Source organism: Allobosea sp. Leaf344, from assembly GCF_001426225.1.
GTDB lineage: Bacteria > Pseudomonadota > Alphaproteobacteria > Rhizobiales > Beijerinckiaceae > Allobosea.
The window spans coordinates 132,055-148,147 of sequence record NZ_LMRT01000009.1 but is presented as its reverse complement, the minus strand read 5'-3'; the positions used below and the strand labels follow the sequence as shown (position 1 = coordinate 148,147).

General features: G+C 69.0%; 10 protein-coding genes. 8 read left to right on the top strand and 2 right to left on the bottom strand.

The features are described 5' to 3' along the window. Positions 1-19 precede the first annotated feature (19 nt). From secA to serA, 4 genes are all read left to right on the top strand, one after another. Positions 20-2,794 carry a preprotein translocase subunit SecA gene (gene secA / locus ASG72_RS06725; protein WP_056710401.1) on the top strand — a complete coding sequence of 925 codons (2,775 nt, stop codon included), beginning with the start codon at positions 20-22 and terminating at the stop codon, positions 2,792-2,794. A gap of 241 nt (positions 2,795-3,035) precedes the next feature. Beyond that, positions 3,036-4,013, top strand: a complete 978-nt coding sequence (locus tag ASG72_RS06720) for an SPFH domain-containing protein (protein ID WP_056710400.1) — start codon at positions 3,036-3,038, stop codon at positions 4,011-4,013. 5 nt (positions 4,014-4,018) lie between these two features. Then, complete coding sequence (locus tag ASG72_RS06715; protein WP_056710399.1) at positions 4,019-4,465, top strand: NfeD family protein; 447 nt, start codon at positions 4,019-4,021, stop codon at positions 4,463-4,465. A gap of 90 nt (positions 4,466-4,555) precedes the next feature. After that, positions 4,556-5,812, top strand: a complete 1,257-nt coding sequence (serA, locus tag ASG72_RS06710; RefSeq protein WP_056710397.1) for a phosphoglycerate dehydrogenase — start codon at positions 4,556-4,558, stop codon at positions 5,810-5,812. A 13-nt stretch (positions 5,813-5,825) separates the two neighbouring features. On the opposite strand, the gene ASG72_RS06705 is transcribed toward serA, so the two are convergent. Further along, positions 5,826-6,806, bottom strand: coding sequence for a KpsF/GutQ family sugar-phosphate isomerase (locus ASG72_RS06705; RefSeq protein WP_056710395.1), 981 nt, complete (start codon positions 6,804-6,806; stop codon positions 5,826-5,828). A gap of 151 nt (positions 6,807-6,957) precedes the next feature. Here ASG72_RS06705 and ASG72_RS06700 point away from each other — a divergent pair, with 151 nt between their 5' ends. Further along, on the top strand, positions 6,958-8,478 hold the full coding sequence (locus ASG72_RS06700; protein WP_056710393.1) for an outer membrane beta-barrel protein: 1,521 nt from the start codon (positions 6,958-6,960) through the stop codon (positions 8,476-8,478). 85 nt (positions 8,479-8,563) lie between these two features. On the opposite strand, the gene ASG72_RS06695 is transcribed toward ASG72_RS06700, so the two are convergent. Continuing rightward, the gene (locus ASG72_RS06695) at positions 8,564-10,420 is read right to left on the bottom strand and encodes a M3 family oligoendopeptidase (protein WP_082540149.1); all 1,857 of its coding nucleotides are present in this window, start codon (positions 10,418-10,420) and stop codon (positions 8,564-8,566) included. 217 nt (positions 10,421-10,637) lie between these two features. Here ASG72_RS06695 and ASG72_RS06690 point away from each other — a divergent pair, with 217 nt between their 5' ends. From ASG72_RS06690 to ASG72_RS06680, 3 genes are all read left to right on the top strand, one after another. Continuing rightward, positions 10,638-12,122 carry a sigma-54 dependent transcriptional regulator gene (locus ASG72_RS06690; protein ID WP_056710388.1) on the top strand — a complete coding sequence of 495 codons (1,485 nt, stop codon included), beginning with the start codon at positions 10,638-10,640 and terminating at the stop codon, positions 12,120-12,122. A gap of 102 nt (positions 12,123-12,224) precedes the next feature. Further along, positions 12,225-14,138, top strand: a complete 1,914-nt coding sequence (locus ASG72_RS06685) for a L,D-transpeptidase family protein (RefSeq protein WP_056710385.1) — start codon at positions 12,225-12,227, stop codon at positions 14,136-14,138. Between the two features lie 205 nt (positions 14,139-14,343). Beyond that, entirely contained in the window at positions 14,344-16,077 is a 1,734-nt protein-coding gene (locus ASG72_RS06680; protein ID WP_056710384.1) for a DUF882 domain-containing protein, read from the top strand. The last annotated feature ends 16 nt before the right edge of the window (positions 16,078-16,093 follow it).

The following is a 16,093-nucleotide window of genomic DNA, read 5'->3' as shown; positions in this document are numbered from 1 at the left end:
ACGAATCGGAAGGCCAGACATGCTTGGCGCACTCGCAAAGAAACTCTTCGGCTCGTCGAACGACCGCCGCGTCAAGGGCTACGGCCCCCGCGTTGCGGCGATCAACGCGCTGGAAAAAGAGGTCAGTGCGCTGAGCGACGAGGCCCTGCAGGCCCGCACGGCGGAGTTCAGGGCGCAGCTCGCCAATGGCGCCACGCTCGACGATCTTCTGGTCCCCGCCTTCGCCACGGTGCGCGAGGCCGCCAAGCGCGTGCTCGGCCAGCGCCCCTATGATGTCCAGCTGATCGGCGGCATGGTGCTGCATGAAGGCGCCATTGCCGAGATGAAGACCGGCGAAGGCAAGACCCTGGTCGCGACGCTGCCGACCTATCTCAACGCGCTCGAAGGCAAGGGCGTGCATGTCGTCACCGTCAACGACTATCTCGCCCGGCGCGACGCGCAATGGATGGGCCGGCTCTATAATTTCCTCGGCCTCTCCGTCGGCATCATCGTACACGGCATCGAGGACGAGGACCGGCAGGCCGCCTATGCCTGCGACATCACCTACGGCACCAATAACGAATTCGGCTTCGACTACCTCCGCGACAACATGAAATACGAGGTCGCGCAGATGTCCCAGCGCGGCCACCATTTCGCGATCGTGGACGAGGTCGACTCGATCCTGGTCGACGAGGCGCGCACGCCGCTGATCATCTCCGGCCCGCTCGACGACAAATCCGACCTCTACCTCGCCATCGACAAGGTGCTGCCGGGGCTGGTCAAGGGCGATTACGAGGTCGACGAGAAGCAGCGCACCGTCTCGCTCACCGAAGCCGGCAACGAGCATATGGAGCAGCTGCTGCGCGAGGCGGGGCTGCTCAAGGAGGGCGACCTCTACGACGCGGTCAACGTCACCATCGTCCACCATGTCAACCAGGCGCTGCGCGCCCATGCGCTGTTCCAGCGCGACAAGGACTACATCGTCCGCAATGACGAGGTCGTCATCATCGACGAGTTCACCGGCCGCATGATGCCGGGGCGGCGCTATTCCGAAGGGCTGCACCAGGCGCTGGAGGCCAAGGAACGCGTCACCGTCCAGCCCGAGAACGCGACGCTGGCCTCGATCACCTTCCAGAACTATTTCCGGCTTTATGCGAAGCTCGCCGGGATGACCGGCACCGCCGCGACCGAGGCCGACGAATTCTTCCAGATCTACAAGCTCGAGGTCGTCGAGATCCCGACCAATGTCCCCGTCGCCCGCAAGGACGAGGATGACGAGGTCTACAGGACCTTCGAGGAAAAGGTGCGCGGCGTCATCCGCGAGATCACGGCGGCGCAGGAGAGCGGCCAGCCGCTGCTGGTCGGAACCACCTCGATCGAGCGCTCGGAACTGGTCGCGGAGATGCTGGTCAAGGAAGGCTTCCAGCAGCTCGACTTCAGCGATCCCAAGGCGCTGGAGCCGGTCTATGCCGCGGCCCGCGCCGGCAAGCCGTCCCGCGCCTTCGCCGTGCTGAACGCCCGCTTCCACGAGCAGGAGGCCTATATCGTCGCCCAGGCCGGCGTGCCCGGCGCGATCACCGTGGCGACGAACATGGCCGGGCGCGGCACAGACATCCAGCTCGGCGGCAATGCGGACATGCGCATCGCGCATGATCTGGCGGGTGTCGAGGAGGGGCCGGAGCGCGAGCGCCTCGCCGCCGAAATCCGGGCCGAGGTCGCCGATTTCAAGCAGCGCGTGCTGAAGGCCGGCGGGCTCTACATCGTCGGCACCGAGCGCCATGAGAGTCGCCGCATCGACAACCAGCTGCGCGGCCGCGCCGGCCGGCAGGGCGATCCCGGCCGCTCGAAATTCTTCCTGTCACTGCAGGATGATCTGATGCGCATTTTCGGCTCCGACCGGATGGACGGGATGCTGCAGAAGCTCGGCCTCAAGGAGGACGAGGCGATCGTCCATCCCTGGATCAACAAGGCGGTGGAGAAGGCGCAGGGCAAGGTCGAGGCGCGCAACTTCGACATCCGCAAGAACATCCTGAAATACGACGACGTCATGAACGACCAGCGCAAGGTGGTGTTCGAGCAGCGACGCGACTTCATGCGCCAGGCGACGGTGCGCGAGACGATCGACGACATGCGCCATGGCGTCTGCGAGGATCTGGTCGCCCGCCATATCCCGGAAGAGGCCTATCCCGAGCAATGGGATACCGCCGCGCTGAAGGAAGGGGTGATGCAATTCCTCAATCTCGATCTGCCGATCGAGGAATGGGCGAAGGAGGAAGGCATCGCCGATGCGGAGCTGCGCGAGCGCATCCGTAGCCTCGCGGATGAGGATTACGCCGCGCGCATCACCCGCAACACCGAAGAGGTGATGACCTATGTCGAGAAGCAGGTGCTGCTGCAGACGCTGGATCATCTCTGGCGCGAGCATCTCGTTACGCTCGATCATCTGCGCCAGGTCGTCGGCTGGCGCGGCTATGCGCAGCGCGACCCGCTGAACGAGTACAAGCAGGAGGCTTTCGAGCTGTTCGACAGCCTTATCGGCCGTCTGCGCGAGCAGGTCACCGGCAATCTGATGCGGATCGAGGTCCGCTTCGACGCGCCCGAGGAGACGGCGCCGCCGCCCCAGGAGGGCGGCGGCCAGGGCTTCGGGGCGGATTACGGCGGCTCCAGCCTGCAATATGCCGCGGTCGAGGGCGATCTCGCCGTGGTCGAGCGCGACCCGGCCGATCCTTCGACCTGGGGCAAGGTCGGCCGCAACGAGGCCTGCCCCTGCGGCTCCGGCAAGAAATACAAGCATTGCCACGGCCAATATGTCTGAGCCACGCTGCGCGGTGGGCTCCGGCCGCAGCTGAGGCGCTCCCGCGCCTCGAGCCTCATATCCGGGCGGTCGCGACGCGGCCGCCGCCAGGACGATCCGAAGGCGCCCCGTGACCGGCTGATCCTGCCCGGACGCGGCGCTTCGGGTGAGATCACGCGCTTTCGCTGCCCGCTTGCATCAGGCTGTCGCAATCGTCAGGTTGCCATAGGCCCGAGATCGACGCGGCAGGGGATTCGAGGCGATGCAGTTCCAGGGTTTCGATATCGTGGTCGTCGCCGTGGTGGCGCTGGTCATCCTGACCATCGCGCTCGGCGTCCGCACCATCCCGCAGGGCTATAATTACACCGTCGAGCGTTTCGGCCGCTACTCCCGGACGCTGGGGGCGGGGCTCGGGCTGATCATCCCCTATATCGAGCGGGTCGGCCACAAGGTGAACGTGATGGAGCAGCTGCTCGACGTTCCGAGCCAGGAGGCGATCACCAAGGACAATGCCGGCGTCCGCATCGACGCCGCCGCCTTCTACCAGGTGCTCGATGCGGCGCGGGCCTGCTACGAGGTGGCGTCGCTCGATCAGGCGCTGATCACCCTGACCATGACCAATATCCGGACCGTCGTCGGCTCGATGGATCTCGACCAGCTCCTGTCGCATCGCGACGAGATCAACGAGCGGCTGCTGCGGGTGATGGATGCCGCGGCCTCGCCCTGGGGCGTGAAGGTGACGCGCATCGAGATCAGGGACATTCTGCCGCCGGCCGACATCGCCGGGGCGATGAACCGGCAGATGAAGGCCGAGCGCGAGAAGCGCGCCGCCGTGCTCGAGGCCGAGGGCCTGCGCCAGGCCGAGATCCTCAAGGCGGAAGGCCAGAAGCAATCGCAGATCCTGGCCGCCGAGGGCCGCAAGGAAGCCGCCTTCCGCGATGCCGAGGCGCGCGAGCGCTCCGCCCAGGCCGAGGCGGCGGCAACCGCGATGGTCTCGGAAGCGATCGGCAAGGGCGATATCCAGGCCGCGAATTTCCTCATCGCCGAGCGCTATACCGACGCGCTGAGGGCGATCGCCAGCGCCCATAACAGCAAGGTGGTGATCGTGCCGATCGAGGCCGCGGCGCTGGCGGGGACGGTCGGCGGCATCGCCCAGCTGACGCGGGCGGTGTTCGGCGACGAGGCTGTCGAGGCGCGGCGCGGCGGATCGGTGCCCGCGACAGGCCGGACGGGCGGCTGACGGCGATGCTGGCGTGGTTGGCATCGCTGGGCGGCTGGAGCTGGGTCGTGCTCGGGCTGGTGCTGGTCGCGGCCGAGATGGCGGCGCCCGGCATTTTCCTGATCTGGCTCGGGCTGGCGGCGCTGGCGACCGGCCTGGTCGTCGGCTTCGCCGAACTGTCCTGGCAGGGGGCGGCGCTGGTCTTCGCCGGGTTCTGCGTCGTCAGCGTCGCGATCGGGCGGATGCTGACGCGCCGGAGGCAGGATGAGCCGGATCCGGCGACAGGGCTGAACGCCCGCGGCCGCCAGTTGATCGGCCGGGTCTTCACGCTGGAGACGACGATGACCGGCGGCGAAGGCCGCATCCGCATCGACGACAGCTCCTGGCGCGTGAAGGGCCCGGAGCTGCTGGCGGGGGCGACGGTGCGGGTCGTGGCGGTCGACGGCGCGACGCTCCTGGTGGAGAAGGCGTGAGCGCGGCTCAGGGCCGCAAGGCGAATTTGCGGCTTGTCCCTAACGTCAGCGGGGCTATAGCCATGGCTCCCCCGTTCGAGCAATCCCATCATGTCGAAGCCAGACGCGCGCCTGTCCCTGTCGAAGGACCGCATCAAGGTCCTGCTGCTGGAAGGCATCAATGATTCCGCCGCCGACCTGCTGGTCCAGGCCGGCTATACCAACATGGAGCGCCTGCCCAAGGCGCTGAGCGACGAGGCGCTGCTCAGGGCGGTGGCGGATGTCCATGTGCTCGGCATCCGCTCGCGCACCCAGCTGACGGAGGCGGTGTTCGCCGAGGCCAGCCGGCTGTTCGCGGTCGGCTGCTTCTCCGTCGGCACCAACCAGGTCGATCTGCAGGCGGCGCGCGGCCGCGGCGTCCCCGTCTTCAACGCGCCCTTCTCCAACACCCGCAGCGTGGCGGAGCTGACGATCGGCGAGATCGTGATGCTGCTGAGGCGAATCACCGACCGCTCGCGCGCCGCCCATGCCGGCGGCTGGGACAAATCCGCCAACGGCTCCTTCGAGGTGCGCGGCAAGATCCTCGGCATCGTCGGCTATGGCAATATCGGCAGCCAGCTGTCGACCCTGGCCGAGGCGATGGGCATGCGGGTGATCTACTATGATCAGACCGACCGTCTGCGCCATGGCAATACCGAGCCGGTCGACAGCCTCGGCGAGCTTCTGTCCTCGGCCGATATCGTCTCGCTGCACGTGCCGGAGACGCCGCAGACGGCGGGGATGATCGGGGCAGGCGAACTCGCGCTGATGCGGCGCGGCAGCTACCTCATCAATAACTCCCGCGGCACGGTGGTCGATCTCGACGCGCTGGCGGCGGCGCTGCGCAGCGGTCATCTCGCGGGAGCGGCGGTCGATGTCTTCCCGGTCGAGCCCGCCTCAAACAGCGAGCGCTTCGTCTCGCCGCTGCAGGGGCTGGAGAACGTCATTCTGACCCCGCATGTCGGCGGATCGACCGAGGAGGCGCAGGAGCGCATCGGCGCCGAGGTGGCGCGCAAGCTGGTGGATTATTCCGATATCGGCTCTACCGTCGGCGCCGTGAACTTCCCGCAGGTGCAGCTGACGCCGCGGCCGGAGGGGACGCGATTCATCCATGTGCAGCGCAACGTGCCGGGGATGCTGCGCCGGCTGAACGACGTCTTCGCCAGTCGCCAGGTCAATATCTCGGCGCAGAATTACCAGACCGACGGCGAGATCGGCTATGTCGTGATGGAGGCCGACAGCATCGGCGCCGCGGCCAAGGACATCCTCAGGGAGATCCGCGCGCTGGACGGCACGATCCGGGCGCGGCTGCTGTATCAGCGGGGCTGACGCCGGTTCAGGCTCAGGCGACGCCGAGCCTGAGCAGATCGTGGACATGCACCAGCCCGACCGGCCGGCGCTCGGCATCGGCGACGATCAGCGCGGTGATGCGCAGGCGGTTGACCATCTCCAGCGCCTCGACCGCCAGCGTGTCGGGGGGGACGTGACGCGGCGAGGGCGTCATCACCTCCCGCGCCCGTCTCAGAGTGGCGGCGGCGCCGGAGGCCGAGAGCGCGCGGCGCAGATCGCCATCGGTGACCACACCGGCGAGCCTGCCCTCGGCATCGACCAGGATGGCGCAGCCGAAGCCCTTTTCGGTGATCAGGGCGATGACGTCGCCGAGCGCGGCGTCGAGCCCCGCCAGCGGCAGAGCGGCGCCCTTGTGCATCAGGCTGTCGACGGTCTTGAGCTGCGCGCCGAGCTTGCCGCCGGGGTGGTAGACGAAGAAATCCTGCCGCGAGAAGCCCCGCGCCTCAAGCAGCGCGACCGCCAGCGCATCGCCCAGAGCGAGCTGCATGGTGGTGGAGGTGGTCGGCGCGAGCCCGTTGGGGCAGGCCTCGGTCGCCTTCGGCAGCACCAGCGCGATATCAGCCTCGCGCCCGAGCGCGCTGTCGGCATTGGAGGTCAGCGCGATCAGTCCGACGCGGAAGCGGCGGGTATGGGCGACGATGGCGGCGAGCTCCGCCGTCTCGCCGGACCAGGACAGGGCGACGACGACATCGTCGGGCTGGACCATGCCGAGATCGCCATGGCTGGCCTCGGCGGGGTGGACGAAATGCGCCGGCGTGCCGGTCGAGGCCAAAGTGGCGGCGATCTTGCGGCCGACATGGCCGGATTTCCCCATGCCGGTGACGACGACGCGGCCGGTGGCGCCGCGGATGCGCTCCACGGCGGCGGAGAACGCTGCGCCCATGCCGTTGGCCAGCGCCTCGTGGAGCGTATCGAGCCCGGCGCGCTCGGTGGCGATGGTGCGGAGCGCCGAGGCGCGGATATCTGCGGTCATGGCCGGCGCTTTAGCACGGCGGCGCGCGACATGGCCACTGGAGCGGCCCGGTGCCGCGACGGCATTGACGGCTCGTTAACCGCCTTCGTTCTAGATCCGTTAACCATGCGCGCCATCCGGCCGCGCGGTCCTTCTGGAGCAGAGCCAGCGCGTGACCCGCCGCGTCGCCATCCTGTTGCTGTCCGGCGTCGCCCTGGCGGCGTCCGGGAGCGGGCTGTCCGTGGCGCAGACGCAGGCGCCGCCGGCGCGCGCCCCGCAGCTGAGGACGGCGACGCCGGTCTATGTCGCGCAGCCGCGCCCCGGTCCCGAGGCTGCGACCGGCCTGGCGACGCCGGCCGATCCGGGCGCCGCCGCGGAGGGGCAAGTCGGCCTGTCGCCGCGCCAGCCGCCGCGCGCCAGCCGCCCGGTCCAGGCTCCGGCGACGCGCGGCGTCACGCAAAGACAGTTCCGGGCGCCGCAGCCCGTCGTCACCGGCCTGCCCTCGGTCGCGGAACCGGCGCCGCCTCTGCGCCGCCGCGCCGCGGCGGAGGAGGATCCCTATGCCGCGCTCGGCCTGCGGGTCGGCAGCATCACGCTCCGGCCCGCGATCACCAACGGCGTCGGCTACGACACCAACCCGCAGCGGGTGAGCGGCGCCGATCGTAAAGGCTCGCCCTTCAGCCGCCATGAGGGCGAGCTCGGCATCCAGTCGGATTGGAACGTGCATGAGCTCAGCGGCCAGCTGCGCGGCGGCTATTCCCATTATGTCAGGGACAAGGACGCCTCGCGCCCCGATGCCGACGGCACGCTCTCGCTGCGGCTCGACGCGACGCGCGACACGCGCATCCTGCTGGAATCGCGGCTGCGGCTGGATACGCAGCGCCCCGGCTCGCCCGATCTCGACGCCGCCGTCACGGGCCGGCCGCAGATCTACCAATATGGCGGCTCGGCCGGCATCAGCCACGACATCAACCGGCTGCAGCTGACGCTGCGCGGCTCGGTCGATCGCAGCGATTACGAGGATGCCAGCCTCAGCAACGGCACCAAGCTGAGCCAGAAAGACCGCAACCAGACCCAATATGGCGTGCGCCTGCGGGCCTCCTACGAGCTGACACCGGGGCTTCGGCCCTTCATCCAGGGCGAGGCCGACACGCGGCAATTCGATCAGGCGCGTGATTCCAGCGGTTATGCCCGCTCCTCGACCGGGCTGACGGGGCGGGTCGGCTCGACCTTCGAATTGTCGCGGCTCGTCACCGGCGAGATCTCGGTCGGCTACCAGGACCGGGCCTATGACGACAACAGGCTGAAGAATCTGCGCGGCTTCGTCGGCGACGCCGCGGTGATCTGGCAGCCCACGCCGCTGACCACGGTGACCCTGCGCGGCACCTCCGAACTCGGCGACACGACCATCGCCGGGTCGTCGGGAACCACGGCGCGGCGCGCGACGCTGGAGATCGCCCATGCGCTGCGGCGCAACCTCATCGTCACCGGCTTCGGCAGCCTCGGGCGCACCGAATATGACGGGCAGGGGCTGCGTGAGGACCTCGCCACCTATGGGGTGAGGCTCGACTATAAATTCACCCGCAGCGTCTCGGTGCGTGCCAGCTTCACCCAGGAGCGGCTGAACTCGACGGCGCCGGGCTCGGATTATACCGCGAATATCGCGCAGGTCGGGCTCAGGTTGCAGTTTTAGGGGGGGCAGAGGGCAGTAGGCAGTCGGAAGAGGCCGATTTCTTCTCCCGACTGCCTACTGCCCACTGCCCACTGCCTATTCCCCCCTACTCCATCCCTTCCAGCTCCACGATCATCCCCTCGATCATCGTCAGGCCGATCTGCCAGAAGGCGGGGTCGCGTGCGTCGAGGCCGAAGGGCGCCAGCAATTCGGAATGGTGCTTGGTGCCGCCGGCCGCCAGCAGGGCGAAATAGCGATCCTGGAAGCCTTCGGAGGAGTTCTGGTAGACGCCGTAGAGCGAATTCACCAGGCAGTCCCCGAAGGCGTAGGCATAGACGTAGAAGGGCGAATGGATGAAGTGCGGGATGTAGCACCAGAAGGGCTCATAGCCGGGTCCGAGCCTGATCGCCGGGCCGAGACTCTCCTCCTGGACGCTCATCCACAGCTCGCAGAGATGCTCGGCCGTCAGCTCGCCGCTCTTGCGTGCCTCATGGACCTTGCGCTCGAAGCTGTAGAAGGCGATCTGCCGGACGACCGTGTTGATCATGTCCTCGACCTTGGCGGCCAGCATCGCCTTGCGCTGCTTCGGATCCTGCGTCCAATCCAGAAGGCGACGGAAGGTCAGCATCTCGCCGAAGACGCTGGCGGTTTCGGCCAGGGTCAGCGGGGTCGGCGCCATCAGCGCGCCATTGGGCGCCGCCAGAACCTGGTGGACGCCATGGCCCAGCTCATGGGCGAGTGTCATCACGTCGCGCGGCTTGCCCTGGTAGTTGACCAGCACATAGGGATGGGCCGAGGGCACGGTCGGATGGGCGAAGGCGCCGGGCGCCTTGCCCGGCCGGGCCGGGGCGTCGATCCAGTGCTCGTCGAAGAAGCGCCGGGCGATGCCGGCCATTTTCGGGGAGAAGGCGCCATAGGCATCGAGCACCGTGTCCCGGGCCTCCGCCCAAGGGATGGTACGCTGCTCGACCTTGGGCAAAGGCGCGTTGCGGTCCCAGAAATCGAGCTGGTCGCGGCCGAACCATTTCGCCTTGAGCCTGTAATAGCGGTGGGAGAGCCGCGGATAGGCCTCGCGCACCGCCAGGACCAGCGCGTCGACCACCTCGCGCTCGACGCGGTTGGCGAGGTGGCGGGAATCCGCGACATCCTCGAATTTGCGCCAGCGGTCGGAGATCTCCTTGTCCTTGGCCAAGGTGTTGGTGATCAGGGCGAAGGTGCGCAGATTGGTGCGGAAGACCTCGCTCAGCGCATCGGCCGCGGCCTTGCGCACGGCGCCGTCGCTGTCCTGCAGCTTGTTGAGCGTGAGTTCGAGCGTCAGCTCCTCGCCTTCGGGCTTGAAGCGCAGCGAGGCGATGGTCTCGTCGAAGAGCCGGTTCCAGGCAGCGCGGCCGGTGACCGATTTCTCGTGGAACAGCTCCTCGATCTTGTCGTCGAGCTGGTGCGGCTTGTCCTTGGCGAGATCGTCGAGCCAGGGTTTCCAATGCGCGAGCGGCGGATGGGCGGTGATCCGCGCCATGGTGGCGAGATCGATGCGGTTGAGCTCGAGCCCGAAGAACAGCAGCTCGGTCGAGGCCGCGGTCATCCGGTCCTGGGTGTCGCCGTAGAATTTGGCGCGCTGCGGGTCGGTCGTATCGCCGGAATAGACGAGGCCGGCATAGGACATGATGCGGCCGATCAGATCGTCGAGCTGCTCGAACTCGGCGATCGCCTGCCCGAGCATGGAGGGCGCATCCTCGCGTTCCGCCAGCGCCGCGAGCTTGCCGCGATACAGCGCGGCGAAGCGCTGCGATTCGGTGAGCGCCCGGGCGAGATCGGCGGTGAAGGCCGCGGAATCCATGCCGGGATAGAGATGGCTCAGATCCCATTCCGGCAGCGGGCCCAGCGCCGCGGCGCTGCGGGCGGCGCTTTCGCTTGCGGCAGCGCGCGCCCGGCGCCCGTTCCTTCGCGTGTCGGCCATCGTCATCTCGCGCGCTTCCTCTCGGATGCCCCTGCGTTGCCCGGGCTGCAAGGCTTCGTGATCTCATATGCGCGGCGCCGCTCCGCGGATCAATCGCGGCGGGGGTGGGCGCAGGCGCTTTGCGCCGGGCTGTTGCGCTTAAGCGCCGCTTAACTGTTCTGACCAAGGATGCACCAGAACGGAACACTGATTCCGCGAAACCTGGCCTGCCTCCCGAGGATTCATGACCGCAACCGTCCTGGTCGTCGACGACGATCCTGTCCAGCGCCGCCTGCTCGACGCCATGCTGAAGCGCAGCGGCTACGATGTCAGGACTGCAGAGAGCGGCGCGGACGCGCTGCGGGCGATGGAGGATGGACAGCCCTGCGACGCCATCATCCTCGACCTCGTCATGCCCGAGCTGGACGGCATGGGCGTCCTGGCGGCGCTGCGGGAGCGGGGGGTGGAGACGCCCGTCATCGTGCAGACCGCGAACGGCTCGATCGAGACCGTCGTCGCGGCGATGCGGGCGGGTGCGGTCGATTTCGTGGTGAAGCCGGTCGGCGCCGAGCGCCTGCAGATCTCGCTGAAGAACGCGCTGAAGCTCGGCGCCCTCGAGCACGAGCTGCGGCACATCAAGCGCCGGGCGGCCGGGCAGCTCGGCTTCCGCGACCTCGCCACCAAGAGCCCCGACATGGCGCGGGTGGTGCGGCTGGCGGAGCGCGCGGCGAAATCCAACATCCCGATCCTGGTCGAGGGCGAATCGGGCGTCGGCAAGGAGGTGCTGGCCCGCGCCATCCAGGGCTCCAGCGATCGGAAGGGACGGCCCTTCGTCACGGTGAATTGCGGGGCGATCCCGCACAACCTCGTGGAATCCATCCTGTTCGGCCATGAGAAGGGCGCCTTCACCGGCGCCACCGAACGCCATGTCGGCAAATTCGTCGAGGCGCATGGCGGCACGCTCTTCCTGGACGAGATCGGCGAATTGCCGCTCGACGCGCAGGTCAAGCTGCTGCGCGCGATCCAGGAGGGCGAGGTCGATCCGGTCGGCGGCAAGAAATCCGTCCGCGTCGACATCCGCATCATCTCCGCGACGAATCGCAGCCTGCTCGACCAGGTCAAGGCCGGCGGCTTCCGCGAGGATCTCTATTACCGGCTCAACGTCTTCCCGATCACGCTGCCCTCGCTGCGGCAGAGGCGCGAGGATATTCCCGACCTCGCCCGCGGCTTCCTCGCCCGGTTCGCGGCGGAGGAGGGCAAGAAGATCCGCGGCATCGCGGCCGAGGCGCTGAGCCTGATCGGCTCCTATGATTGGCCCGGCAATGTGCGCCAGCTCGAGAATGCGATGTTCCGCGCCGTGGTGCTCGCCGATGGCGACGAGCTGACGGTCGCCGAATTCCCGCAGATCGCGGCGCAGATGGAGGGGTATGACGTGCGGATCCCGCCCGCTCCCGCCGCATCCGTGCGGCTGGAGCCGCGCGAGGACAGCCCGCGCATCATCCAGATGCCGGTGCGCGACCCCAATGCGCTCGACCTGATCGCCGGATCCGACATGCGCACGCTCGACGAGCTGGAGCGCGAGATCATCAAATTCGCGCTGGCGCATTATCGCGGCCACATGTCGGAGGTGTCGCGCAAGCTCGGGATCGGGCGCTCGACGCTCTATCGCAAGCTCAAGGATTACGGGCTGATCGAGGCCGGTGCCGCCGATGAGGGAGACGCGGCCTGAAGCCGCGACAGTGAATTGCGGCCGCTGTTGCGCCGCCGCATCTTGCCGAAACACGTCGATGCGCGCAGTTCTCCTGCCATCGGCCTAGTCTGGGGAATCCGCATGAGTCCGCGCCACAGGGCGAGCCTGCTCTCCGCTTCCATCCTGGCGCTCGCCTTGGGACAGGGGCTCGCTCAGGCCCAGCCCCTGCCTGCGCCGGAGCTGCCCGGGCTGGTGCTGCCGGAGCCGCCGGAGCTGCTGATCCTCGACAGCGACGTCGTGGCGCGGGGCCAGGGCGCCCCGATCGGCGGCGAGATCGTCACCGGGACGGTTGCGCCGACGCAGCAGCCCGAGACCGGGCTCTCGGCGCTGGAAATCAAGCCGGCCGCCACGCAGGGTGTCGACGACAGCCCGGCGGTCGAGGCCCGCGCGCAGCCTGTGCAGAGCCTCGACATTCCGGCGGTCGAGATGCCCGACGCCGATCCCGAACTCAGCCCGCTGCCGGCCGCGCCGCCCCCGGCGCCGCAGCGCGCAGCCCTGCCGGTGGAGATCCTGCTGCCGCCGCCGGAGCTGCCGGCGGTGGTGGTGGAGCTGCCGGCCGCCACCGATCTCGCCGATGCCATTACAGAGCGCCAGGACGAGGCGCTGTCGCTGGCGCGGCTCTCGGAGCGGGAGCGCGCCGATATCCGCGCCGCCTATGAGGCCAACGGCAACAAGCCGTTCTGGATCGACGGCAAGGGCTGGAGCGCCGCGGCGCTGAAGCTGGTGGGCCAGCTCGGCCGCGCCGGCGATGACGGGCTGCGGCCGTCCGACTATCCGCTGCCGGTCTTCGAGGCGAGCGACCGCGGCAGCCTGGCCGAGGCCGATGTCAGGCTCTCGGCGCTCGCTGTGCTCTATGCGAGGGATGCGCGCGGCGCGCGGATCGAGCCGCGCCGGCTCTCCATGCTGCTGACGCCGACCCTGTCGCTGCCCTCGGCTACCGAAGTCCTGTCCGAACTGACCGCCGCCGCCGATCCGGGCGCGGCGCTCGCCGCCTATAATCCGCCGCATGAGGGCTATCGGCGGCTCAAGGCCAAGCTCGCGGAGCTGCGCGAGCATCAGGACGACACGCCGCTGGTGCGCATTCCCGGCGGGCCGGCGCTGAAGCTCGGCATGCGCGATGCGCGGGTGCCGCTCGTGCGCGCCCGGCTCGGTCTCGGACCCTCGGAGGAGCCGGTCTTCGACCGCTCCACCGCGATCGCTCTGCTCGACTTCCAGAAGCGGGCCGGGCTGCCGGCCAATGGCGTGCTCGGGGAGCGGACGCTCGCCGCGCTGGGCATGCCTGCCAGCAGCAATGCCGAGCGGGACATCGTCGCGCAGATGGAGCGCTGGCGCTGGCTGCCGAGCGATCTCGGCGCGACCCATGTCATGGTCAACGTGCCGGAATTCCAGCTGCGCGTGCTGCGCGACGGCGCGGCGATCCACCAGACCCGCGTCATCGTCGGCAAGGCCGAGACGCCGACGCCGATCTTCTCGCACCGGATGGACCATGTCATCGTCAATCCGTCCTGGTATGTGCCGCCCTCGATCCTGAAGAAGGAATTCCTGCCCGGGCTGGCGGCCGATCCGGATTACGCGGCCAAGCGCGGCTATGTCGTCACCCGCCGCGGCAATGCGATCTCGGTGCGCCAGCCGCCGGGCGAACGCAACGCGCTGGGCTGGATCAAGTTCATGTTCCCGAACGAGCACGCCGTCTATCTCCACGACACGCCCAATCGCCGGCTGTTCGCGAATGAGCGGCGGGCCTTCAGCCATGGCTGCGTGCGGGTCAACGAGCCCTTCATGCTAGCCGACCAGGTGCTGGGACCGGAATGGACGACGGCGCGGCTGAAGAAGATGATCGGCTCGGGCGAGCGGATGATCAAGCTGCAGACGCCATTGCCGATCCACCTCGTCTACAACACCCATGTCGTGCAGGATGACGGCTCGCTCCGGACTTATGAGGATCTCTACGGTTTCCACCGGCTGGTGAAGCAGGCGCTGGCGCAGCGCGACTAGCCGCGCCGGCCAGCAAGGTTTCGCCACCATGTGCCGCTAGCGAGCGCTGGCGGTTGCGCGCGGGGGCATCGGATTGCCGGCTTGCTAACGATGCATTAACTCTTCTCCGCAACTGTTCGTTCACGTTTACAGCACCGCTTCGGGCGGCCACCGCGACGGGTCAGGCAGATTGGGCAGAACAGACGCCAGGGCTTCGAGACGGCACGTGCCCACGCTGACGGCCGGTCTGCGCCGGGGTCTCGCCTGCATGCTCGGCTGCGGCGTCGTCCTGCTCGGGGCGCGCGGCACCCAGGATGCCGTCGCCAATGGCGACACGCGCAGCATCACCATCCGGCACATGCACACCAAGGAAGAGACGAGCGTCACCTTCCGGCGCGATGGCCGCTATGTCTCGGAGGGGCTGGAGAAGCTGAACTGGGCGCTGCGCGACTGGCGCACCGACGAGCCGATCCGCATGGATCCGCGCCTGTTCGACCTGGCCTGGGAGGTGCATCGCAAGGTCGGCTCCGAACAGGCCTTCCACGTCGTCTCGGCCTATCGTTCGCCCGGCACCAATTCGATGCTGCGCCGGCGCTCGCGCGGGGTCGCCAAGCACAGCCAGCACATGCTCGGCAAGGCGATGGATTTCTATCTGCCCGACACGCCGACGGCGCGGATCCGCGAGGCCGGCATGGTGCTGCAGCGCGGCGGGGTCGGCTTCTATCCCGGCGCGCATACGCCCTTCGTGCATCTCGACGCCGGCACGGTGCGCTCCTGGCCGCGCATGACCCGCGACCAGCTGGTGCGGCTGTTCCCCGACGAGAAGACCGTGCATCTGCCGGCGGACGGCCAGCCTCTCGGCAATTACGAACTCGCCAAGGCCGAGATCCTGTCGCGCGGCGGCGCCGTGGCCGGCTATGCCGCGGCCGATCTCGATGAGGGGGCGATCATCTCCTCCGGGCGCAAGAGCCTGTGGGCCGCCCTGTTCGGCGGCGACGAGGAAGAGGCCGATGCCAGGCCGGTCCGGGGCGGGCGCCGCGCGGCGCCGCGGCCGGCGCCGACCGTCATGGCCTATGCTCCCCATAGCGGCAGTTCCGACGATGCCGACCGTTTCGCCACGGTGCGCGAGCCGGTGGCGCCGGTCGAGCAGGTTCTGGTCCGCGAGCGCACCCAGCGCCTGGCGCCGCGGGTGGCCGCGCCCGAGACACAGATCGCGGCCGCTGCCGCGAGCGCCCCGCCGCCGCAGCCGGCGCCGCCGGCCGTCGAGGACCGGCGCCCGCGCCTGATCGACGCGCCCATCCCGCTCGCAAGGCCGCGCGGCCTCGGCACCCCCGCCACCGAGCCGCCGACGACGCAGATCGCGGCCCTGCCCGGACCCGCCGGCGCCCTGGCCTTCCAGGCCGCGACGGCGAGCGATGGCAAGCTGGTGCCTGCCGCCCTGCCGCCGCGGCGGCCGGACGCCATCGGCGCGTTGGTCGAGACCGTGATCGCGGGCACGCCGACGCAGGCGCCGGCCCCGCCGCTCCGGCCCGCCGCGCTCGCCAGCCTCTACAGCCAGCCCGAGAAGCCGCCGGCCCAGCCCGAGGGCCGGCTGGTGACGGTGAACCACCCGCTGCCGCCGGTCCGCGAGCGCAGCGAGGCGGCTTTCGCTCTCGCCTCGGTTCCCGCGAGCCGGCCCGCGGCGGCTGCGGCGCATACGCCGATCGTCGCCGCCTATGATGCCGATCGCTCCGGGCTGAACTCGCTCTTCGCCGCGGCGAGCCGGCCTGAGAGCGAGGCCAAGCCGGTCAAGGTGGCGACCACGCGGGCCAAGGCCACCTCCGCCCATCACGCGGCGATCCAGTCTCCGGGGCCCGCCGCGGCGCTCGGCTTCAGCCATGCCGATCCGAGCGACGCCAAGCCCGGCTCGTTCAGTGGCCCGGCGGTCAAGCCGCTCCCGACGAATTTCGTCCAGAACTGAGCCGAGGCCGGCGCCG